Below are 22,189 nucleotides of genomic sequence, written 5' to 3'. Positions count from 1 at the left end.
CACCGGCGTTGCTCAGTCGCGGGGCGCCTCGGCGAGAGGAGCCAGTGCGCGCTCGATGGCGACGTCGAACAACGCGGCCGGATCGCTGAAGGTGTTCGCGCCGTACTGGCCGAACACCTCGAGGCTGACCGCACCGATGGCGGTCGACCACAGGGTGGTCGCCACCACGAGCGCGGCGTCGGAGAGTTCGACGCCGAATTCGTCCCGAATCGTGGCGAGGTCGCTGCGGAGGCCGGCGGTCAGGTCCTGCTGCCGGCACTGCAGTGCTCCGTCGGCCTCCGCGCGAGCGATCTCGTTGATGAGCATCGCGACCACCCGGGTGCCAGGCTCCACGGTCTGCTCGGCGGGGGCGGAGTATCCCGGGACGGGACTTCCGTAGAGCAGTGCCCACCGGGCCGGGTCGTCGACTGCCCAGGCGCGCAGTGCTCGGGTTGCGGCGCGTAGCCGGCTCCGATGACGGTCCGGCGGGACTGCTCCCATCGCCTGCTCGACGGAGTCCGCCACGTCGGAATACGCCTCGACCAGCAGCAACGTGAGCAGGTCGTCGCGGCTCGGGACATAGCGGTACACCGCCGAGGAGACCACGCCGAGATCGCGGGCGACCGCACGGAGTGAGAGGCCTGCGGCGCCGTAGGTGCGCAGGTGCTCGCGGCCGAGTCGTCGGATCTCCGATTCCATCGCCGCCCGATTCGCGGCGCGTGTGGTGGTGGCCATGAGGACATCGTCGCACAACTGAGAGCAGTGCTCTTGAATTTTCCCGCGGGGGCGCGCACACTAGAAAACGAGAGCGGTGCTCTCGATTCTGATCTCACGAAGGGGACTCATCATGCACGCAGCTCAGCCGCACTATCGCGGGCCCAAGGGAATGGATGCCGCCTTCAACCGGGTCGCTCGATGGCTGGTCGAACGCGGGGTGAACCTTGCGGGCGCACAGACGCTGACCGTCACCGGACGCAAGTCCGGCACGCCCCAGACCGTCCCGGTCAACCCGATGCCGTTCGAGGGCCGCGAGTACCTGGTCTCGCCGCGCGGCAACACCCAATGGGCGCGCAACGCCCGGGTGAACGACGCGGCGAAGCTGCGCCGCGGCCGTCGTCGCCGGTCGGTCCGGCTGGTCGAGGTGGCACCGGCCGACCGCGCGCCGATCATCCGCGCCTACCTCGACAAATGGGGATGGGAGGTCAAGCGGTTCCTGCCCGAGGGGATGGGTACCGAGCCCGACGATGCCACCCTCGCCCGGCACGTCGACGACCTGCCCGTCTTCGAGATCCGCTGAGGAATCGCCGATCTGCGGCCGCATACGATGCGGGGGTGGACTCCGCCGTCCCGCCCGAGGCCGAGCCCGGGCACGCCGATACCGAACGCAGTGCGCGGTGGGTGATGCATCTCGACATGGACGCGTTCTTCGCTTCCGTGGAGCAGCTGACTCGCCCGACCCTGCGTGGCCGGCCGGTGCTGGTGGGCGGCACCGGCGGTAGGGGAGTGGTTGCCGGTGCCAGCTACGCGGCGCGCGCATTCGGTGCCCGGTCAGCGATGCCGATGCACCAGGCGCGACGACTCGTGGGCTCGGGAGTCGTGGTGCTGCCGCCTCGAGGCGGGGTGTACCGGGTGGTCAGTGCCCGGGTGTTCCGGCTCGTGCGGGATGCGATACCGGTGATCGAGATGTTGTCGTTCGACGAGGCGTTCGGCGAGCCCGCGGAACTCTCCGGCGCCGGCGTCGAGGACGTGACCGCGTTCGCCGAACGGCTCCGTGCGCAGATCCGCGACACCGTGGGCATCTCGGCGTCGGTCGGGTTCGGCAGTGGCAAGCAGATCGCGAAGATCGCGTCTGGCCTCGCCAAACCCGATGGGGTTATGGCGATTCCACCGAGCCGTGAACTCGCGTTCCTGCACGCGCTGCCCGTGCGCAAGCTGTGGGGGATCGGTCCCGTCTCCGGTGACCGGCTGCATCGGCTCGGCATCGAGACGATCGGCGACTTCGCCGCGATGTCCGACCTGGAGGTCGTCTCGGTGCTGGGGGCCACGCTCGGCCCGGCGCTGCATCGTCTGGCCCAGGGCATCGATGAACGTCCGGTCACCGAACGGGCATCGGCGAAGCAGATCAGCGCTGAATCGACCTTTCCCCGCGACCTCGTCGACCTCGACGAACTCCGGCCCGCCATCGACGCCGCCGCCGAGGGCGCGCACCGGCGGCTGCTCGCCGACGGCCGGGGCGCGCGGACCGTGGTGCTCAAACTCCGGCGCTCGGATTTCTCGATCCTCACCCGGTCGACGACGCTGCCCGCGGCGACCAGCGAACTGTCGGTGCTCTCGACGGCGGCCCAGCGGTTGGCCCTCGATCCGCGCAGCATCGGACCGATCCGACTGGTCGGCGTCGGATACTCGGGACTGACTGCGGTGCAGCAGTTCTCGTTGTTCACCGACCTGGACGACCGGCCCGATGAGGCCGTCGTCGAGGTCGGCGACGTCGACGACGTGGAGGCGGCGTTCGTCACCGCGGGTCCCTCACCCGACGTGGCGGAGCCGACCGCCGGACCGCCGGACGAAACGTCGGCCCTGCGCTGGGAGACCGGGACCGACGTGGCACACCCTGAACACGGTCACGGCTGGGTGCAGGGCAGCGGGCACGGTGTGGTGACCGTGCGATTCGAGACACGGGCCACCGGACCCGGCCGGGCCGTGACGTTCCCGGTCGACGAACCGGCCCTCGCCCGCGCGGATCCCATCGCCAGCCTCGCGTGGCCCGACGTCCGTCCCACAGTGGACGACGACTGATCCGCCGAACCGTAGCGCGGCAGGGTCAGGCGGGGTCGATCCGGGCGAAGAAGCCGCGGACCTCCTCGGCCGTGGCACCGGTGGAGAGCAACGCCACCAACGCGATCCGGGCCTGCGGCGGACGCAGCCAACGCGACACGATGGCGCCCGCGCGCTCGAGATCGACCCCACCCCCGCCGCCCCCGTACGTCGGCACCACCCGACCGAACGGCACCCGGGTGGACACCACGACCACGATCCCCTCCCGGACCGCCGCGCTCACCTCGGCCGTGATGTCCGGGTGGGTGTTCCCGGAACCGGTGCCCGCCAGCACGATTCCCGCCGCGTGCTGGCTCATCGCGGCCGCGATGAGTCCCGGGGACACGCCGGGGTAGAGGCCGAAGGAGTCGACTCGGACGTGACCGGTGGCCGGTGGCGCTACGTCGAGGACGACCCTCGGTATGGCGTCGTGAACGGTGTCGAACGCCTCGAGCGCGGTGGTGGAGGATTTGAACAGCCCACGTGCCGAATGGATTCGGCCACCCATCGCGACGAGGACGCCGCGACCCCGGTGGTCGGCGGTCGCGACGGCCCGGATCGCATCGGCGATGTTGCGCGGACCGTCGGCGGTGGGCGAGTCCGCGGTGTGTTGCGCTCCGGTGAAGACCACCGGACGGTCATCGGTGTGGAACAGGTCGACGAGGTAGGCGCTCTCCTCCATCGTGTCGGTGCCGTGGGTCACCACGACGCCGGTGACGGCGGGATCGGCGAGGGCGTCATGGACCGCGGCGGCAATCGCGAACTGGTCGGCGACCGACATCGCCGAGCTGTCCACGGACATCAGATCCGTCGTGGTCACCTCGACCTCGTCGAACGCGAGGTGATCGCCGTCGGCCGTGCCGAGGAGGTCGTGCCCGGACAGGGCCGGAACCGCGCCGTCGGCGGTCGTCCGGGCCGATACCGTGCCGCCGGTCGAGATCAGGACGATGCGGGTGGCCGTCATGGGTTCCAAGCGTATGGTCTCGGGGCGGCGTACTGTCTCGGGGCCCGGGAACCCACGGCGCCTCCCGACCGTTGCGCTTCCGACGTGCGACGACCCGCATCGAATGTTGGGTGCGTTCTCGTCGGTTTGGCATAGTGGTGGGAGTTTTGGCGGCCCCGCAGGGGATGAGCGTCCAGAATCCACCGGGATCTGCGAGACGAACACGCAGACCGGACGAACGACTAGTGAGGGGAATGTTCGGTGAAGTTTCCGAAGATCGTGACCGCCGCGTTGATTGCGGGGGCAGTGGCATCGGTTGCCGCCTGTGGCAGTGACGACAGCGACGTCCCAGAGGTCCCGACGGTGTCGTCGGCGACCGCAGCCGCCTCGGGCGAGGGCGGGGGCGTCAACGACCCCGACACCCAGCCGTCGGTGGCGGTGCTGAACCAGATGCTGGAAGAGGCCCTGGACCCGAACGTGCCGAACTCGGAGAAGACCGAACTCGTCGAGGGCTCGGCGGCGGACCCGGCCATCTTCGATGAACTTGTGAAGGCCAAGCAGGACAATCCCGACGTCACCTACGAGATCTTCCCGCCGGTGATCCCGGCCGGGCCCAACAAGGCCACGGTCAAGGTGCAGGTCAAGCTCCCCGACAACCCGCCGACGAAGCTCGATGCCAGCATCGTCTACGTCGACGGTCGCTGGAAGCTGTCGCGCGACACCGTCTGCCCGCTGATCTCGGCGAACAATGTGCAGACGCCGATGTGTACGGATTCGGCAGCGGCTTCGGAATCGGGCAACTGATCATTCGTCGCTGACGACCCGTCACCACACGTCGCTCCCTCGGGGCGCCCCGCTGCTTCGCCAGAAGCAGCCCGAGCGCAACGGGGGAGCGACGTCGTTCACTGCCAGCCGACCGACAACCCGGTCTGCTGGATCAACGGTCGGGCAGGATCGGCACCCACGAGCTCGCGGGCGCCACTGAGCTCGATCGACCCCGAGATCGGTAGACCGCGGGTCAGATCGAGGGTCATCTCACCGTTGCCCGAGTTGCTGAACCGGGCGATGTTCAATGAGCCGCCGGCGCCGGGAACGGTGAAAACCGAATTCACCGGGGTCTGATCCACGGTCACGTCGATCGTCATCCGATCGCCGTCCCAGGCGGTGAGAGTGGCGTCGATCTGTTGGGTGACGGTGACCGCGGAATCGATGGTGCGTTCGATCCGCCAGCGCGCACCTGCACCGATCGCCTCGGTCGGCAGCGGTACCGACATCTGCAGTGCTTGGACCAGCGTCTGCTCCACCGCCAGGCGGGCCTCGGGTCCGGCGTCCTCGGCGGGCAACAGACGCAGCGAGATCGGCATGGAACCGGGGCCGATCGCCAATCCGGCCCGGGAGCCGGAGGTCGCGGCAAGCTGATCGGCCAACGTGGCATCGGGCGAGGTGACCTCGCCCAGTGTCATCTCCAGATCGGTGGAGTCGGTGCAGTGGAAGAGTGCGCGCAGCGGCATCTCCACGGTCTGGGCCTCGTCGGCACCCGGCGATCGCACGGTCGACGTCGTCGTCACGGTCACCGTCTGCGCGGCGCTGCGATCGGGTGCCGCGCCGGGGAGACGCTTCTCGCCGGTCCCGGCGTCGAGGACGGTCACCTTCGCAGGTGGGATCGGCAGCAGGTTCACCCCGTCGAGTCCCGAGGTCGACTCCTGTGCGCAACCCGCCGACGCCGTCGCGGGGCCGGCGGTGTCGGAGTTCGGGTCGTCGGAGCCGCAGGCGGTGAGGCCGATCAGCAGGGTTGCGGTGATGATGAGGCCGGCGCGACGGGGGTACACGGCAGTCAGCGTATTGGAGGGCTCGTGGATGATGATGGGGTGGATGATGGAGTCATGAGCGAACCGACACCCGGTCCGGTCGACGAAGGCGATCGGTCGCCTACCCACCAGAGCCGCCGGGTGGTCGGGACTCTGCTGGCCATCGCGGCCGCCGTCATCGGTCTGGACCTGCTGACCAAGACGCTGGCGGTCAACCTGCTCGACCCGGGGCAGCCGGTCCGGATCATCGGTGACGCGGTCACGCTACGGTTGGTCCGCAACAGCGGCGCGGCGTTCTCTATGGCCTCCGGCTACACCTGGGTGTTGACCATCGTCGCCCTGCTCGTGGTGCTCGGAATCATCCGCTACAGCAGTCGCCTGCGGTCGATGTGGTGGGTCCTCGGGCTCGGTCTGGTGCTGGGTGGGGCGATGGGCAACCTCGCCGACCGGCTGTTCCGATCGCCGGGGCCGTTGCGCGGGCACGTCGTCGACTTCGTGTCGGTGGGGTGGTGGCCGGTGTTCAACGTGGCCGACTCGGCGGTGGTCTGCGGCGCGGTGTTGCTGGTCGCCCTGTCGCTGCTGGGATTCGAGTACGACGGCTCGCGCACCGGATGGGCGGCGCGGCGGCGCGGCGACCGAGATCGGTCCGCGGCGGAGGACGCCGATGCGTGAGTCACGATCGATGCCCGTGCCAGACGGGCTCGACGGGATGCGGCTGGACGCCGGTGTCGCGCGCATTCTCGGGTTGTCCCGCTCCGTCGTCGCCGCGCTCGCCGAAGACGGCGACATCACCGTCGACGGTGTGACGGTCGGAAAATCGCACAAGCTCGCCGCCGGGAGCTGGCTCGACGTCACGCTGCCGGAACCGGACGAGCCGTTGCGGATCGAGCCGACCCCGGTCGAGGGGATGGACATCATCTACCACGACTCCGACATCATCGTGGTAGATAAACCCATCGGCGTCGCCGCCCATCCGTCGCAGGGATGGACGGGTCCAACCGTTGTCGGTGCGCTGGCTGCGGCCGGCTACCGTATCGCCACTTCGGGTGCCTCCGAACGGCAGGGCATCGTGTCGCGTCTCGATGTCGGGACATCGGGGGTCATGGTGGTGGCCGTCTCCGAGCGTGCGTACTCGCTGCTCAAGCGCGCGTTCAAGGAGCGGGAGGTCGACAAGGGCTACCACGCCCTGGTGCAGGGGCATCTCGACCCGCCGGAGGGCACCATCGACGCACCCATCGGTCGCCACCGGGGCAGCGACTGGAAGTTCGCGGTGACCGCAGCCGGCAAGCCGTCGGTCACCCACTACGACACGGTTGAGATGTTCGCCTCGGCGTCGCTTCTCGACGTCCACCTCGAGACCGGGCGGACCCATCAGATCCGCGTGCATTTCTCGGCGCTGCACCACCCGTGTTGCGGGGATCTGACCTACGGCGCCGATCCGGTGCTCGCCGGGCGGCTCGGGCTGGCGCGGCAGTGGTTGCACGCGCGCTCGCTGTCGTTCGCGCACCCCGTCGACGGGCGGCAGGTCACGTTCACCAGCCCGTACCCCGCCGACCTGCAGCACGCTCTCGACGTCCTCCGCGACGCCTGACCCGCCGACAGAACCCCGAATCGCGCCGACAGAACCCCGAATCGCGCCGAGGAGTCCGGGCGGTGTGTCGACACGCCGGGCCGACACACCGCACCGCGTCGCCCCATCTGTCACATAGGGCGTGCCATGCCCGGGTCTGTCGGGGCGTGGACATAGAGTTGGGGACGCTTCTTCAGACCGTGCGGTGCACACACCGGACGTGTTCGAAGCGCACCGACACGTCAGCGAACATCAGAGGTGAGAGACGTCCGTGGCCGATTCGTTCGTGCACCTGCACAACCACACCGAGTACTCGATGCTCGACGGTGCCGCGAAGGTGTCGCCGCTGTTCGCCGAGGCCAAACGCCTCGGCATGACGGCAATCGGGATGACCGACCACGGCAACATGTTCGGTGCGAGCGAGTTCTACAACACCGCGGTGAGCAACGACATCAAGCCGATCATCGGCATCGAGGCCTACGTCGCCCCCGAGTCGCGGTTCAACACCAAGCGCGTCACCTGGGGCACCCGCGACCAGAAGTCCGACGACGTCTCCGGTAGCGGTGCCTACACGCACATGACGATGGTCGCCGAGAATGCGACCGGTCTGCGCAATCTGTTCAAGCTGTCGTCGCTGGCGTCGATCGAGGGGCAGCTGGGCAAATGGTCGCGCATGGATGCCGACCTGATCGCGCAATACGCCGAGGGCATCATCGCCACCACCGGCTGCCCGTCGGGCGAGGTGCAGACCCGGCTGCGACTCGGGCACGAACGTGAGGCCCTCGAGGCCGCGGCGAAGTGGCAGGAGATCTTCGGCAAGGAGAACTTCTATCTCGAGCTGATGGAACACGGTCTGGAGATCGAGCGACGGGTTCGCGACGGTCTGCTCGACATCGGCCGCAAGCTCGGCATCAAGCCGCTGGTCACCAACGACTGCCACTACGTCACGCAGGAACACGCCAAGAGCCACGAGGCCTTGCTGTGCGTGCAGACCGGCAAGACGCTGTCCGATCCCACCCGATTCAAGTTCGACGGCGACGGCTACTACCTGAAGTCACCTGCCGAGATGCGTGAACTGTGGGACTCCATGGTCCCGGGTGGGTGCGACTCGTCGGTCGAGATCGGCGAGCGCGTGCAGAGCTACGCCGATGTGTTCACCCACCGCGACCGGATGCCCATCTTCCCGGTCCCAGAAGGTGAATCGCAGCAGACCTGGCTCCGCAAAGAGGTCGCCAAGGGCCTCGCCGAGACCCGTTTCGCGGGCACCGAGGTGCCCGAGGAATACCAGCGTCGGGCCAACTACGAGCTCGACGTCATCATCCAGATGGGTTTCCCGGCGTACTTCCTCGTCGTCGGCGACCTCATCCAGCACGCTCTCGAGGTCGGCATCCGGGTGGGCCCCGGGCGCGGTTCGGCGGCCGGTTCGCTGGTCGCGTGGGCGCTGGGCATCACCAACATCGACCCGATCCCGCACGGGCTGCTGTTCGAGCGATTCCTCAATCCCGAACGTGTGTCGATGCCCGATATCGACATCGACTTCGACGACCGTCGCCGCGGTGAGATGGTGCGGTATGCCACCGACCGGTGGGGCAGTGACAAGGTCGCCCAGGTCATCACCTTCGGCACCATCAAAACGAAAGCGGCGTTGAAGGACTCCGCTCGCGTCCAGTTCGGCCAGCCCGGCTTCGCGATCGCCGACCGCATCACCAAGGCGTTGCCGCCGCCCATCATGGCCAAGGACATCCCGGTCTGGGGCATCACCGACCCGGATCACGAGCGCTACGCCGAGGCCACCGAGGTCCGCACCCTCATCGAGACCGACCCGGATGTCAAGAAGATCTACGACACCGCGCTCGGTCTCGAGGGACTGATCCGCAACGCCGGCGTGCACGCCTGCGCGGTGATCATGTCCTCGGAGCCGCTCACCGACGCCATTCCGGTGTGGAAGCGTGCACAGGACGGCGCGATCATCACCGGCTGGGATTACCCGTCGTGTGAGGCGATAGGCCTGCTGAAGATGGACTTCCTCGGGCTGCGCAACCTCACCGTCATCGGTGACGCGATCGAGAACATCAAGACCAACCGCGGCATCGACCTCGACCTCGATGCGGCGCCCCTCGACGACCCCAAGACCTACGAACTGTTGGCCCGTGGTGACACCCTCGGTGTGTTCCAGCTCGACGGCGGCGCCATGCGTGAACTCCTGAAACGTATGCAGCCCACCGGATTCGAGGACATCGTCGCCGTGTTGGCGCTGTATCGCCCCGGCCCGATGGGCATGAACGCCCACAACGACTACGCCGACCGCAAGAACGGGCGCCAACAGGTCAAGCCGATCCACCCGGAACTCGAGGAACCGCTCAAGGAGATCCTGGCCGACACCTACGGCCTGATCGTCTACCAAGAGCAGATCATGCAGATCGCGCAGAAGGTGGCCGGGTACTCGCTCGGCCGAGCCGACATCCTGCGCCGCGCGATGGGCAAGAAGAAGGCCGAGGTCCTCGCCGCCGAATTCGAGGGCTTCGAGGAGGGGATGAAGTCCAACGGCTTCTCCTCGGCCGCGATCAAGGCGCTTTGGGACACGATCCTCCCGTTCGCCGGGTATGCGTTCAACAAGTCGCACGCCGCCGGCTACGGGCTGGTCTCCTTCTGGACCGCCTATCTCAAGGCGAACTACCCCGCCGAGTACATGGCCGGTCTGCTCACCTCTGTGGGCGACGACAAGGACAAGGCCGCGATCTACCTGTCGGATTGCCGCAAACTCGGCATCACCGTGCTCCCGCCGGACGTCAACGAGTCGCAGCGCAACTTCGGTGCCGTCGGCGGTGACATCCGCTTCGGTCTCGCCGCGGTGCGCAACGTCGGCACCGGCGTGGTGTCCTCGATCCTCGCAGCGCGCGACGAGAAGGGAAAGTTCACCAGCTTCTCCGATTACCTCGGCAAGATCGACGTGACCGCCTGCAGCAAGAAGGTCACCGAGTCGCTGATCAAGGCGGGTGCTTTCGACTCGCTCAACCATCCGCGCAAGGGGTTGTTCCTCGTCCACAGCGACGCGGTCGAATCGGTGATCGGCACCAAGAAGGCCGAGGCCATCGGCCAGTTCGACCTCTTCGGCGATGCCGGGGGCGCGGATGACTCGATGGCGGAGGTGTTCGCGGTCAAGATCCCCGACGAGGAGTGGGAGTCCAAGCACAAACTCGCTCTCGAACGCGAGATGCTCGGTCTGTACGTGTCCGACCACCCGCTCGCCGGTGTCGCGCACGCCATCGCCGCGCAGACCGACACGTCGATCACCCAGCTGTTGGAGGGGACGGTGCCCGACGGGGCGCAGATCACCATCGGCGGCATCATCTCGGCGGTCAACCGGCGGGTGAACAAGAAGGGCGAGCCGTATGCGGTGGTGACCCTCGAAGACATGGTCGGCGGTGTCGAGGTCTACTTCTTCCCGCGCTCGTTCTCCGTGTACGGGATGGACATCGTCCCCGACAACATCGTGCTGATCAAGGCGCGGGTCAACGTGCGTGACGATTCCACGATGATCAGCGCCAACGATCTCGCGGTACCCGATCTGGCTGCCGTCGGGACGGCGAAACCCGTGGCCTTGACGCTCAGCGCACGTATCTGCACCCCGGACCGTGTGCAGGCACTCAAACAGGTGCTGTCCCGCCACCCGGGTACCGCGGACGTGCACGTCACGTTGGTCAGCGAACAGCGGTCCACGGTCCTGCGGCTGACCGAGGCGCTGCGGGTCAGCCCGAGTTCGGCGTTGATGGGCGATCTCAAGGCGTTGCTCGGGCCCAGTTGCCTGGGGCAGTAGGCGGCCCCAACGGCAATGTTCGGGTGCCCGAACATTTGAGTTCACTTCGCGCTACACTCGGGACAGTGGAGATCATCCAGCCCATGATCACCGCCGACCGCGAGGAGTGACGATGACCGCAGCGAATCCGACCGCGTTTGTCGAAGTGCGTTCCGAGGCGCGGCACACGCCGACGCCGACCGTCGAGGTCGCCGGGGTGCGCTGGCCGGTCCACAAACTGCATGCGGTGCTGCTCGCCGTCGTCGTCGCGGTGCTCGTGTTCGCGCTCACCGGCTCCGGACTCGTCGTCGCCTGGACGTCGGCGGCCGTGCTGCTCGCCACCTGGTGGGGAGAGCGGATCTGGTTCTCGCACCGTCGCGGGGTATAGCCGACCGCGGCGCGGTCAGCGACCGGGGTACGCGGCGGTCGCACCACGATCGAATCCGCCGGGCACCTCATAGATTCGTCCGTCGAATCCGGCGCGGAACAGCCGTCCCGCGGAGAAGCCGCGGTCCCCGCGGCCGTAGGAGACCACACTCGACAGTGGCATCCCTGATCCGAGGACGCAGTACCGTCCCGGCGAGGTGATCCGTACGACCTGGCCGGCCGCATTGAAAGGCACCACCGGCCTGTTCCGGGAGTCCAGGGTCAAGCCATCCGGGGTGGCCGCGATGTCGCCGCCCAGGTTCAGCAGACTCTGCACAACCCGCGGATTCGACGTCGAGATCCGGCTCACGCCGGGATTGACGAAGGTTCGCGAGACATAGAGCCACCGATCGTCACGACTCAGCACGGCGCCGTTGGCGCTCGGTAGCGAACCCCAGTCCGCCTGCACCACGCCGTTCGGATACGCCCGTCCGATCAGATTGCCGAAGTCGTTGGTGGCATAGACGATCCCATTGCCCGCGACATCCATGCCGTTGGCGGCCGAGAACCCACGCACCCACGGTCGCAGGGTCCGGGTGCCGACGTCGATCCGCGCTATCCCGGCATGGCGCAGGGCGTCACCCACGATGACCCGGGCGTCGGCTCCGTAGCCGACCAGGAGTGCCCCGTCGCGAGCCCAGGCCAGTGCGCCGGCCCCACCGTCGGCAACGCGGGCGATCGGCACGGCCGGCGCGCCCGGCGACGACAGGCGAAATACCCTGCCCGAGATCAGATCTGTGGTGTAGAGCCGACCGGCCCGGTCGACCGTCAGACCTTCCAGTGCGGCGCCGGGTACGGTGCCCACCACGCGCGGTGCCTGCCCGGCGCCCGGACACACCGGAGCGGCCGACGCGCTCGCCGGGGTGAGTGCGGTGATCAGCCCGGCGGCCAGGGTGCCGACGGCAACCGCGCAGATCATCTGACGGCGTCGTCGCGAGTGGTGCGACGAGCGTGGCGCCGGGGCTGATCGGGCGGGGGGAGCAGGATTCGAGTGAGCGTGTCCGAACATGTCGACCTCCGCGTCGATGGTGGCCACCCCGGTCGGGCAGCGTCGACCTGAGCCGACGCCATCGAACGTATCCCGAAGAGGCGATCTGGTCGATCCCCTGTCGTGCAGTGTAGTGGCCCGACCTCCCCCGCGCCGCTGATCGCGGCAGGTGAGAGCATGGAGATCGTGAGTACTCAGCAGGCGCCGGTTCATCAGCACGACCACGCACTGACCGGTGATGCCGTCAGCGCCTCGGTCGCGCGGATCGCCGACGCGGTGGCCCGCACCCCGCTGGAGGACGCGCCGCGCATCTCCGCGGCCGCGGGCGCCCGGGTTCTGCTCAAACGTGAAGACCTGCAGACGGTTCGCTCCTACAAGATCCGCGGTGCGTACAACGTGATGGCGCAGCTGTCGGACACCGAGCTCGCCCGCGGGGTGGTCGCCGCCAGCGCCGGGAACCATGCGCAAGGTGTCGCCTTCGCCTGCCGGTCGATGCGCGTGCCCGGTCGGATCTACGTACCGACCACCACGCCCAAACAGAAGCGTGACCGAATTCGCTGGCACGGCGGCGACTATGTGGAGCTACTCGCCGTCGGAGAAACCTACGACGCCGCTGCGGCAGCCGCGCAGGCGGACGTGATCCGTACGGGCGCCTCGTGGATCCACGCGTTCGACGATCCGCGGACGGCGGCCGGGCAGGGCACGATCGCCCATGAGATCGTCGAACAGCTCGGTGCGGTCCCCGACGTGGTGGTCGCGCCGGTCGGCGGCGGCGGCTGTCTCGCCGGCATGGCGACGTATCTGCGGTCGCTGTCCGACGATGTGGCCATCGTCGGAGTGGAGCCCACCGGAGCGGTCTCCTTGAGTGCCGCGCTCGCCGCTGGGGAGCCGGTCACCCTGGAGACGATCGATCCGTTCGTCGACGGCGCCGCGGTCAAACGTATCGGGTCCATCGGTCACCGCGTGATGGCGCAACTCGGGGCGACGATCACCGACCATCCGGTGCTGTCACGGGTCGCGTCGCCGGCGGCGGTACCGGTCGTCGACGCGTCGGCACGCCACGTGACCTCGCCGGGCACCGCGCACATCACCCATGTCGACGAAGGGGCGATCTGCACGACGATGCTGGCGCTGTACCAGAATGAGGGCATCATCGCCGAGCCCGCGGGCGCCCTGGCGGTGACCGCGTTGTCGTCGCTTCAGCTGCCGCCGGATGCCACCGTGGTGTGCCTGATCTCGGGTGGGAACAACGATGTCTCGCGCTATGGCGAGATCATCGAGCGATCCCTGGTACACCGCGGCCTCAAGCACTACTTCCTGGTGGACTTCCCGCAGGAACCGGGCGCGCTGCGGCGTTTCCTGGACGAGGTGCTCGGCCCCGACGACGACATCACCCTGTTCGAATACGTCAAACGCAACAACCGGGAAACGGGCGCAGCGCTGGTGGGTATCGAACTCGGTGAGCCGGCCGGACTCGCCGACCTGATGGACCGGATGGCCCATTCCCGCCTGCACTGCGAGCGGTTGGAACCGGGCACACCGGCGTATGACTACCTGACCTGATCCACGTCGGTCAGCCGTCCGATCACGACGTTGGGGCCACCGCTGAGTATCCCGCCGGCCATCGGCGTCACCTCGTCCCACCACAGCACCGGGTCGAGCCCGATCGGCACGGGCACCTCGTCTGCGCGGAGTAGGCAGATCACTGCCCATGAGCCGCGGAGCATCGCGAACCAACCCGCGTCGGCATCGAAAGTGCATCGCACGGAACCGAAGTCGCCCCGGATCAGGTCGTCGGTGGACTTTCGCAGCGCGATCACATCCCGATAGAACTGCAACATTCGGGCATGGCCGGCATCGGTGGGTTCGGACCAGTCGAGCTTGGAGCGCTCGTATGTCGCCGGATCCTGCGGATCGGGGACATCGACGGCATCCCAACCGTGCTCGGCGAACTCGCTGCGCCGACCGGTGCGCACGGCCTCGCCCAGTTCGGGCTCCGGATGTGAGGTGAAGAACGCGAACGGGGTGTCGGCCGCCCATTCCTCGCCCATGAACAGCATCGGGGTGAACGGCGACAACAGCACCAGTGCGGCCTTGATGGCCAGTTGCCCGCCGTCGAGGTATGCCGATGGCCGGTCGCCGACCGCCCGGTTGCCCACCTGGTCGTGATTGCACGTGTAGGCGACCAGCGCGTCGGCGTCGACGATCTCGGTGGGGATCGGGCGACCGTGTCGTCGGCGCCGGAACGACGAGTAGGTGCCGTCGTGGAAGAAGCCCCCGGTCAGTACCTTCGCCAGGCCGTCGAGGCCGCCGAAGTCGGCGTAATAGCCTTGTCGCTCGCCGGAGACCGTGGCGTGGATCGCGTGGTGGATATCGTCGTCCCACTGGGCACCGAGCCCGTACCCCCCGACCTCCCGCGGCATGATCAACCGCGGGTCGTTGAGGTCGCTCTCGGCGATCAGGGTGAGCGGTCGACCCAGCTCGGCGGCGAGTGCGTCGGTGGCGATCGCGAGCTCCTCGAGCAGGTGAAGCGCGCGGTGGTCGATCAGCGCGTGCACGGCGTCGAGCCGCAGGCCGTCAACATGGAAGTCACGCAGCCATCTCAGAGCGTTGCCGACGATGTAGGCGCGTACGGCGTCGGAATCCGGTTCGGACAGATTCAGCGATGATCCCCAGCTGTTGGTGCCGCTGGTGAGATAGGGGCCGAACTCGGGCAGGTAGTTCCCCGACGGGCCGAGATGGTTGTAGACCACGTCGAGGACCACAGCGAGGCCGAGCGCGTGACAGGCGTCGACGAAGCGCGCGAATCCATCCGGCCCGCCATAGGGTTCGTGGACCGCGTACCAGGCGACGCCGTCGTAGCCCCAGCCATGTGTGCCGTTGAACGCGTTGACGGGCATGACCTCGACCGCATCGACGCCGAGCGCCACCAGGTGCGGCAGCTGTTCGATCGCGGAGTCGAAGGTCCCGGCAGGGGTGAACGTCCCGATGTGCAGTTCGTAGAGCACCGCACCCCGTAGGTCGAGACCAGCCCAATCGTGATCGGTCCACCCGAACTCGTCGAGCCGGTGTAGTTCGGCCGCGCCGTGTACACCGTCGGGTAGTCGAACCGCGCGCGGATCGGGCACCGGGTCGCGGCCGTCGATGCGAAACCGATACCGCGCAGGTGCGGAGTTCGTGGCCGAGGCGGCGGCCGACCCCGGTGCCGCGCCCCACCAGCCCGGCGACGTCGACAGCGGCACGAGCCCCACCTCGATCTCGTCCTGACCGACGTCTCCGCCGATCAGCAGTGTCACCGAGGCCGCAGTGGGCGCCCAGACCGTGATGTCGGCAGCGGTGCGTGGTGGGGTGAACGGCGCAGTCGACACCTCGATGGGAGTGTTTTGGCCACCTTGGTCGCTCGTCCCAGTTATGGTGTCGGGAGTCCCTGACTGATCTGTCACCCAACACAAGGTATGTCGCCGGTGATGGCGGCGCAGACATCGGTAATGTGAGCCGTGGCACAGCGGAGATGGCGAAGCGGGGTATATTACCGGCCGGGGGTTCGTCCTCGAGGGGGAGAACGAGTGAAAGCATCTGCACGCAGCAGTGCCTTCACCGAACATATATGTGATACGACGAGCCTTCTACGGAAGCAGCCGACAGCAGGGGCAGGGGAGTGACTACTGACGCGGTGACCTCGAATGGCGAGGGGACACGTGCACGCGCCGGGGGGATACGGAAGTGGTTCGGTGACCACGTGCTGGCGTCGTTCGACACGTTCGGACGTCAGATGGGGATGTTCGTCGAGGTGTTCCGCGTACTGATCGTGGACATCTTCAAGCGCCGTTTCCCGTTCGGTGAGTTCATCCGGCAGTGTGCGTTCATGTCGAGCACCTCGGTGTTCCCGACGTTTCTGGTCGCCATCCCGATCGGTGTGATCGTGTCGATCCAGGTTTCCAACATCGCCGGGCAGATCGGTGCCACCTCGTTCTCGGGCGCGGCCACCGGTCTCGGCGTCATCAGGCAGGGCGCACCCCTGGTGACCTCGCTGTTGCTCGCCGGCGCGGTGGGGTCGGCGATCGCTGCCGACCTGGGATCGCGCACCATTCGCGACGAGATCGATGCCATGCGGGTGATGGGGGTCAACCCGGTCCAGCGGCTCATCTCGCCACGTCTGCTGGCGACGATGGTGGTGAGTTTTCTGCTGTGCGGCTTCGTTTGCTTCGTCGGGTTCATCACCGGCTACGTGTTCAACGTTTATTTCCAGGGTGGTACCCCGGGTAGCTACACCGGTACGTTCGCGGCCTTCGCCTCGGTCTCCGACCTGGTGTTCGCAACAGCCAAAGCCGTCATCTTCGGCGCGATCGTGGCGATTGTCGCTTGTGACCGTGGTCTGAGCACCAAGGGCGGGCCGGCCGGCGTCGCGAACTCCGTGAACGCCGCGGTCGTGAACTCGGTGCTGCTGCTGTTCACCGTCAACGTCGTGCTCACGCAGTTGTTCGCGATGCTCTTCCCGGCGAAGGTGGTGTGAGTTGACGGCATCACGGTACGTCCCGCCGGCCCTGCGGCCACTGGAGGCCGCCAAATCGATCTACCGCGGACCGCGCTCCGGGCTGGCCGCGATGGGCCACCTCATCACGTTCCTGGTCAAGTCGATCGGTGCCGTGCCCATCGCGTTCACCCACTACCGCAAGGAAGTGTGGCGCCTGCTCTCCGATGTCGCATGGGGCAATGGAGCCATCGTCGTGGGCGGCGGCACGGTCGGGGTGATGGTGATCCTCGGGGTCATGGGCGGAGCCACGGTCGGCATCGAGGGCTACACCGCCCTCAACTTGCTGGGCATGGGGCCGGTGACCGGCGGGCTCTCGGCGTTCGCGACCACACGCGAGATCGCGCCGCTGCTGGCGGCGACCGCGTTCACCGCGCAATCGGGCTGCCGCTTCACCGCCCAGCTCGGTTCGATGCGGATCAGCGAAGAGATCGACGCGCTGGAGTCCATCGCGATCCGGCCGTTGCCGTATCTGGTCACCACGCGGATGTCGGCGGCCGTGCTGGCGATCGTCCCGCTGTACGCAGTGTCGCTGGCCGCCAACTACATCGCCTGTCAGCTGATGTTCCAGGTACAGAGTGGACAGGGCGCGGGCACCTACACCTACTACTTCAACCAGTTCGTGGTGTCCGGGGACATGGCCTTCTCATTCGTCAAGGTGATTGTGTTCGTGCTGCTGACCACGTTCATCCAGTGCTACTACGGATACTTCGCGTCGGGCGGTCCCGAGGGGGTGGGCGTGGCGGCCGGTCACGCGATCCGGATGGCGATCATCGTCATCGTCTTCGCCAATCTGGTCATGACACTGGTGTTCTGGGGCACGTCACCCGGAATCAAGATCTCGGGTTAGGGGGAGACCGATGCAAATCGACACCGACGGCAGGAATCCCTCGCTGGTGCAGTACATCCTGCGTGGGGTCGCCTTTCTGGTGGCGTTGCTCATCCTGTTCGTGCTGCTGTTCATGCGCTATCAGGGTGTGTTCACCTCCACGGTTCCCGTCACCGCGAAACTGACCGATGTCGGCGACGGACTGATCACGCAGGCCGACGTCCGCTACAACGGTCTGATCGTCGGATCGGTGAAGTCGATCGAACTCAGCGACGAGGTCGGCCCGGGCAATCTGCAGTACAAGAACGTCGAGATCGACGTCGATCCCGCGCAGGCCGAGGGAATTCCGGCCAACGTCACGGCGCGTACGGTGCCCGCCAACCTCTTCGGTGTGAACTCGGTGCAGCTGGTCCGGCCCGCCGACGTGAGCACCGAGCACCTGTCCTCCGGCGACGTCATCCCCGCCGACGAATCGATGGCGACGCTGAAACTCCAGGACGCGCAGAATGAGCTGCGCACGCTGCTGCGTGCTGTGCCGCCGGAAGACCTTGCGTCGGTACTGGGGGTGATCGCCGACGCGCTCGAAGGCGGTGGCGCGGTGTTCGGCGCATTCGTGCCGCTGCTGGACAACTACTGGCAGAAGATCAACGCCCAGTTCCCACCCGGTGCACCTGGCGGTTTCGACAACTTCGACAATGCGGTACGTGGATTGTCGGAGAGCACTCCCGAGCTCCTGGACACTCTGGGCCGCAGCGTCATCCCGGCGATGACCATCGCCGAGAAGCAGCAGGATCTCACTGCGATGCTGTCGGCCGGCCAGGGTCTGCTCGACGAGACCCAGGCGTTGTTCGCCGCCAACGGCGACCGCGGCAAGAGCGTCGTGCGCGACCTCAATCGCACCGTCGGGGCCGCGGTGTTGGAGCCGGAATCGCTACCGCAGGCGCTCGACGCGCTGAACAACCTCGCTGCGCGGGTGCTGACGGTGTTCACCGGCGTCAACGGGCACCTCCAGCTGAACATCGGCGTGAACTTCGGTGCGTTCCAGCGATACACACGCCAAAACTGCCCGGTCTACAACGCCGGCGAGTACGGCACCATGCGTGGACCGAACTGTCAGGGTCCGGGCACCGGCACCGGACCGACGAGCTCTGGGCCGCTGCTGATCTACCCGTCCGACGGGATGCGGCGTGCCGCACAGACCTTCGGCGCGGTGAGCACCTCGTCGGACAATCTGACGTTGGCAGAGGCGCTCAAGCGTCAACCGAACGCCGCGGACACGCTGATGCTGGGGCCACTCGTGCAGTCCTCGACCATCAAGCCGGGTGAGTCCGAACCGGGCGAGTCCGCACAGGCCGAGGGAGGGGGCCGATGAGTCACGGCCAGGCCAGTATCCGCAAACCGCTCATCGGGTTCTCGCTGTTCGCGGTCGTCGCACTGCTGTTGACCTACATCATCTACTCCACGCTGGAACGGTCCCTGCCCGGCGACACGGCGTCGTACAGCACCTACTTCAACGACGCCTCGGGACTCGCCTCCGGTGACGACGTCCGGATGGCGGGGGTGCGGGTCGGTCGGGTGTCCGACATCGCCCTCGATGACGGGCGGGCCCGTGTCACGTTCGAGGTGCAGACCGACCAGCCGGTGTTCACCAACACGATGGCGGCGATCAGGTATCAGAACCTGATCGGGCAACGGTATCTGTCGCTGACGTTGGTGCCGGACGAGCCGAGTACCCCGTTGGCCGCCGGTGCGAGTTTGCAACAACCCTCCGAGGACTCCTTCGACGTGACCAAGTTGCTCGCCGGTTTTCAGCCGGTCTTCGAGACGCTCGACCCCGAACAGGTCAACGCGCTGTCCGAAGGACTGGTGCAGGCATTCCAGGGCAACGCGGTCTCGCTGAGCTACACCGTCGCCGAGGTGGGTCAGGTCGCCAGTGACATGGCCGACCGCGACGCGGTGATCGGCGCGATCATCGACAACCTGAGCGGCGTGATGCGCGATCTCGCGATGCAGGGCAGTCAGGTGAGCACCGTGATCGACAGCATCGGCACACTCATCGAGAACCTGAACAGCAACTCGGCTGCGTTCGGCCAGGCGGTGTCGCAGATCGGTGAGACCGCAACCGGTTTCGGTGATGTCCTGGCGCAGAGCCGGTCGTCGCTCGCCGACGCGGCCGACAAAGCGCGCGCCGCCACCGACACCCTCATCGCCAACGGCGCGAAACTCGACAACATGGCACAGCAGCTGCCGATCTTCCTCGGCCACTTCCCGCTGGTGCAGGGGCAGGGCGCGTACCTGAACATCTACGCCTGCGATCTCGACATCGCCATCGGCGACGTCCTGTTCCCTCCGGGAATCATCAACAAGATCGGCGGGACGAAACACTCGGAGGTGTGCCGATGAGACGATGGCGCAACCACTACAACGAGAACCGGCGCATGTGGTACGGGGCGATAGGCGCGGTGGTGATCGTGCTGTTGACGCTCGGTGTGGTCGGGATCGCCCAGGCCCATCTCGGCAAGAAGACCTATATCGGTGAGTTCGCCCAGGCAGGCGGAATCCGCCCGGGCGACAAGGTGCGGGTGGCCGGCATCGACGTCGGTGAGGTCAGCGCGACCGAACTGGCCGGCAATCAGGTCGACGTCACCATGAAGGTGGACCAGGGTGTCGACGTCACCGCGAACGGATCGGCGGAGATCAAGATGTCGACGCTGCTCGGGCAGCGCTATGTCGATGTGTCGCTGGGTGATTCACCCGATCCACTCGACGGCGAGCGGATCACCGACACCCGGGTACCCTACGACCTGCAGAAGACGATCGAGGAGGGGACACCGATCATCGCCGGAATCGACGATGTGGAACTGTCGGAGAGTATTCGGACGCTCAACCGGCAACTGGCCGGAGCGCCCGCGGTGACCAAACCGACCCTCGACTCGCTGACCGAGATGTCGAAGGTGATCACCAATCGCCGCGATCAGATCAACCAATTGGTCAGTGACACCAAAGCGGTCACCGGGATCGTCGACGACAGTCAGGCGCAGTTGTCGATCATCGTCGGTCAGGGGCAGCAACTGGCCGAGAAGATCGCCGCGCGTGAGGCGTTGGTGACCCGAATGCTCGACGGTATCGCCCAGCTCACCGAGCAGGCGCGTGCGGTGGCCGCGGAGAACGGCAATCAGTTCGCACCGATCATGGCCAACCTCAACACGATGTCGCAGGGCTTGGAGAAGAACCGCGAGAATCTGCGCAAGATGCTCGAGATTCTGCCGGTCACCGCCCGGGTCACCAACAACACCATGGGCGACGGTCCATACGCGAACGGCTATCTGCCGTGGGGCATCTTCCCGGACAACTGGCTGTGCACCGCACGGGTGGTGGACGGATGTTGATCACCACCAGGCGGGGGCGTGCCAACCGGATGCGTCGCTCGCTGGCGTTGACCGCAGTCTCGTTGTTGGCGGTGCTCGGGCTGTCCGGCTGCTCGCTGATCCCTGCGTCGTGGACCGCCGCGTTCGGCTCGGCGATCGAGGCCACTGCGTACTTCGACGATGTCTCCGGGCTGTACGAAGGCAACGACGTCGCCGTGCTGGGGATGCCGGTGGGTCAGGTGACGTCGGTGCAGCAGCAGGGCAACCGGGTGAAGGTTACCTTCACCGTCGACAAGGACGTGGTGGTGCCAGCGGACGCGACCGCAGCCATTGTGAACACGTCCATCGTGACGACGCGGCACATCGAACTCTCGCCGGCCTACACCGAGGGACCGGAACTCGCCGACGGAGGTGTCATTCCCGAGACCAAGAGCCCGGTGTCGGTGGGTGAGCTGTTCGACTCGATCGACCGGTTGATGGAGTCGCTGTCGGGGGATGCGCCCGGTGAGGGGCCGATCGCCGACATGATCGACATCACCTCGGGCATCACAAGTGGCAACGGTGAGCGGATGCGGGTGGCCCTCGACGAACTGGGCAAGGCCGCCGAAGTGGCCTCGGGCAACGGGGACGCGCTCGTCGACATCATCCGGACCGTTCAGGCGCTCACCACGACGCTGGTGGACAACTATCCCAAGATGACCGCCTTCTCCAACTCCATCAACGACGTGGCGGAGATGCTGGGTAGGCAGGCACCGGGGCTACAGGCCACTCTGGCCGACGTCAATGCCACGCTGCGGAACACGTCGGAGTTCCTGCAGAACAACTCCGGCACCATCAGCTCGTCGACGGGACGGCTCGCGGCGTTGACCGCCAACCTGAGCGACTTCTCCCGTCAGGTGGTCGAGACCATCGACATCGCACCGCTGCTGTTACAGAACCTCAGCAATTCGGTCTCGGCGGAACAGGGTGCCTGGCGCGCACAGGTCCTGCTCGACAAGTCGCTGATCGACACCGAACTCGTGTCGACGTTCTGTCAGGCGATCAACCTGCAGAAGAACGGTTGTCGCACCGGTCAACTCAAGGACTTCGGCCCGGACCTCGGTGTCTTCTCGGCGATGCTGGAGCTCACGAAATGAC

Annotated in this window: 19 protein-coding genes; 14 read left to right on the top strand and 5 right to left on the bottom strand. The window is 67.0% G+C overall.

The window, feature by feature from the left end; translation table 11 throughout:
• Positions 1-12: 12 nt before the first annotated feature.
• Positions 13-714, bottom strand: coding sequence for a TetR/AcrR family transcriptional regulator (locus L1892_RS08740; RefSeq protein WP_235723200.1), 702 nt, complete (start codon positions 712-714; stop codon positions 13-15).
• A gap of 112 nt (positions 715-826) precedes the next feature.
• On the opposite strand from L1892_RS08740, the gene L1892_RS08735 reads away from it, so the two are divergent.
• Together L1892_RS08735 and L1892_RS08730 are read left to right on the top strand one after the other, a co-directional pair.
• On the top strand, positions 827-1,276 hold the full coding sequence (locus L1892_RS08735; RefSeq protein ID WP_235723199.1) for a nitroreductase/quinone reductase family protein: 450 nt from the start codon (positions 827-829) through the stop codon (positions 1,274-1,276).
• Positions 1,277-1,380: 104 nt separating this feature from the next.
• The gene (locus L1892_RS08730) at positions 1,381-2,775 is read left to right on the top strand and encodes a DNA polymerase IV (protein WP_235723261.1); all 1,395 of its coding nucleotides are present in this window, start codon (positions 1,381-1,383) and stop codon (positions 2,773-2,775) included.
• 25 nt (positions 2,776-2,800) lie between these two features.
• Here the strand turns inward: L1892_RS08730 and L1892_RS08725 are convergent, their stop codons facing one another.
• Positions 2,801-3,757, bottom strand: a complete 957-nt coding sequence (locus L1892_RS08725; protein ID WP_235723198.1) for an asparaginase — start codon at positions 3,755-3,757, stop codon at positions 2,801-2,803.
• Between the two features lie 240 nt (positions 3,758-3,997).
• Between L1892_RS08725 and L1892_RS08720 the strand changes: the two genes are divergently transcribed.
• Positions 3,998-4,540, top strand: a complete 543-nt coding sequence (locus tag L1892_RS08720) for a WKL family lipoprotein (RefSeq protein WP_235723197.1) — start codon at positions 3,998-4,000, stop codon at positions 4,538-4,540.
• A 98-nt stretch (positions 4,541-4,638) separates the two neighbouring features.
• Here the strand turns inward: L1892_RS08720 and L1892_RS08715 are convergent, their stop codons facing one another.
• Positions 4,639-5,565: a hypothetical protein gene (locus L1892_RS08715; RefSeq protein ID WP_235723196.1), complete on the bottom strand. Its 927-nt coding sequence runs from the start codon at positions 5,563-5,565 to the stop codon at positions 4,639-4,641.
• A gap of 54 nt (positions 5,566-5,619) precedes the next feature.
• Here L1892_RS08715 and lspA point away from each other — a divergent pair, with 54 nt between their 5' ends.
• The 4 genes from lspA (at position 5,620) to L1892_RS08695 (ending at position 11,298) form a co-directional block, all read left to right on the top strand.
• Positions 5,620-6,216: a signal peptidase II gene (gene lspA, locus L1892_RS08710; protein ID WP_235723195.1), complete on the top strand. Its 597-nt coding sequence runs from the start codon at positions 5,620-5,622 to the stop codon at positions 6,214-6,216.
• On the top strand, positions 6,209-7,135 hold the full coding sequence (locus L1892_RS08705; protein ID WP_235723194.1) for an RluA family pseudouridine synthase: 927 nt from the start codon (positions 6,209-6,211) through the stop codon (positions 7,133-7,135). Before lspA ends, L1892_RS08705 begins: the two co-directional genes overlap by 8 nt.
• Positions 7,136-7,385: 250 nt before the next feature.
• Positions 7,386-10,931 (top strand): DNA polymerase III subunit alpha, encoded by a 3,546-nt coding sequence (dnaE, locus tag L1892_RS08700; protein ID WP_235723193.1) that lies wholly within the window; start codon positions 7,386-7,388, stop codon positions 10,929-10,931.
• Between the two features lie 112 nt (positions 10,932-11,043).
• Complete coding sequence (locus L1892_RS08695) at positions 11,044-11,298, top strand: hypothetical protein (protein ID WP_235723192.1); 255 nt, start codon at positions 11,044-11,046, stop codon at positions 11,296-11,298.
• A 15-nt stretch (positions 11,299-11,313) separates the two neighbouring features.
• Here the strand turns inward: L1892_RS08695 and L1892_RS08690 are convergent, their stop codons facing one another.
• Entirely contained in the window at positions 11,314-12,255 is a 942-nt protein-coding gene (locus L1892_RS08690; protein WP_235723191.1) for an SMP-30/gluconolactonase/LRE family protein, read from the bottom strand.
• A 246-nt stretch (positions 12,256-12,501) separates the two neighbouring features.
• Here L1892_RS08690 and ilvA point away from each other — a divergent pair, with 246 nt between their 5' ends.
• Positions 12,502-13,887: a threonine ammonia-lyase IlvA gene (gene ilvA, locus L1892_RS08685; protein WP_235723190.1), complete on the top strand. Its 1,386-nt coding sequence runs from the start codon at positions 12,502-12,504 to the stop codon at positions 13,885-13,887.
• Here ilvA and treZ read toward each other — a convergent pair.
• Positions 13,875-15,692, bottom strand: coding sequence for a malto-oligosyltrehalose trehalohydrolase (gene treZ, locus L1892_RS08680; protein ID WP_235723189.1), 1,818 nt, complete (start codon positions 15,690-15,692; stop codon positions 13,875-13,877). The two genes, ilvA and treZ, sit on opposite strands and share 13 nt — an antisense overlap.
• A 290-nt stretch (positions 15,693-15,982) precedes the next feature.
• Here treZ and L1892_RS08675 point away from each other — a divergent pair, with 290 nt between their 5' ends.
• From L1892_RS08675 to L1892_RS08650, 6 genes are read left to right on the top strand one after another with little or no spacing between them, the layout of a single operon-like run.
• The gene (locus L1892_RS08675; RefSeq protein ID WP_235723188.1) at positions 15,983-16,837 is read left to right on the top strand and encodes an MlaE family ABC transporter permease; all 855 of its coding nucleotides are present in this window, start codon (positions 15,983-15,985) and stop codon (positions 16,835-16,837) included.
• A 1-nt stretch (position 16,838) separates the two neighbouring features.
• Positions 16,839-17,705, top strand: coding sequence for an MlaE family ABC transporter permease (locus L1892_RS08670; protein WP_235723187.1), 867 nt, complete (start codon positions 16,839-16,841; stop codon positions 17,703-17,705).
• Positions 17,706-17,715: 10 nt separating this feature from the next.
• Positions 17,716-19,056, top strand: coding sequence for an MlaD family protein (locus L1892_RS08665; RefSeq protein WP_235723186.1), 1,341 nt, complete (start codon positions 17,716-17,718; stop codon positions 19,054-19,056).
• Positions 19,053-20,087, top strand: a complete 1,035-nt coding sequence (locus tag L1892_RS08660) for an MCE family protein (protein WP_235723185.1) — start codon at positions 19,053-19,055, stop codon at positions 20,085-20,087. Before L1892_RS08665 ends, L1892_RS08660 begins: the two co-directional genes overlap by 4 nt.
• Positions 20,084-21,073: an MCE family protein gene (locus tag L1892_RS08655; RefSeq protein ID WP_235723184.1), complete on the top strand. Its 990-nt coding sequence runs from the start codon at positions 20,084-20,086 to the stop codon at positions 21,071-21,073. Before L1892_RS08660 ends, L1892_RS08655 begins: the two co-directional genes overlap by 4 nt.
• On the top strand, positions 21,067-22,188 hold the full coding sequence (locus L1892_RS08650) for an MCE family protein (RefSeq protein ID WP_235723183.1): 1,122 nt from the start codon (positions 21,067-21,069) through the stop codon (positions 22,186-22,188). Before L1892_RS08655 ends, L1892_RS08650 begins: the two co-directional genes overlap by 7 nt.
• Position 22,189: the final 1 nt, after the last annotated feature.

Source organism: Gordonia tangerina (assembly GCF_021556435.1).
GTDB classification, from domain to species: domain Bacteria; phylum Actinomycetota; class Actinomycetes; order Mycobacteriales; family Mycobacteriaceae; genus Gordonia; species Gordonia tangerina.
This window is presented reverse-complemented; position numbering and strand designations above follow the sequence as displayed.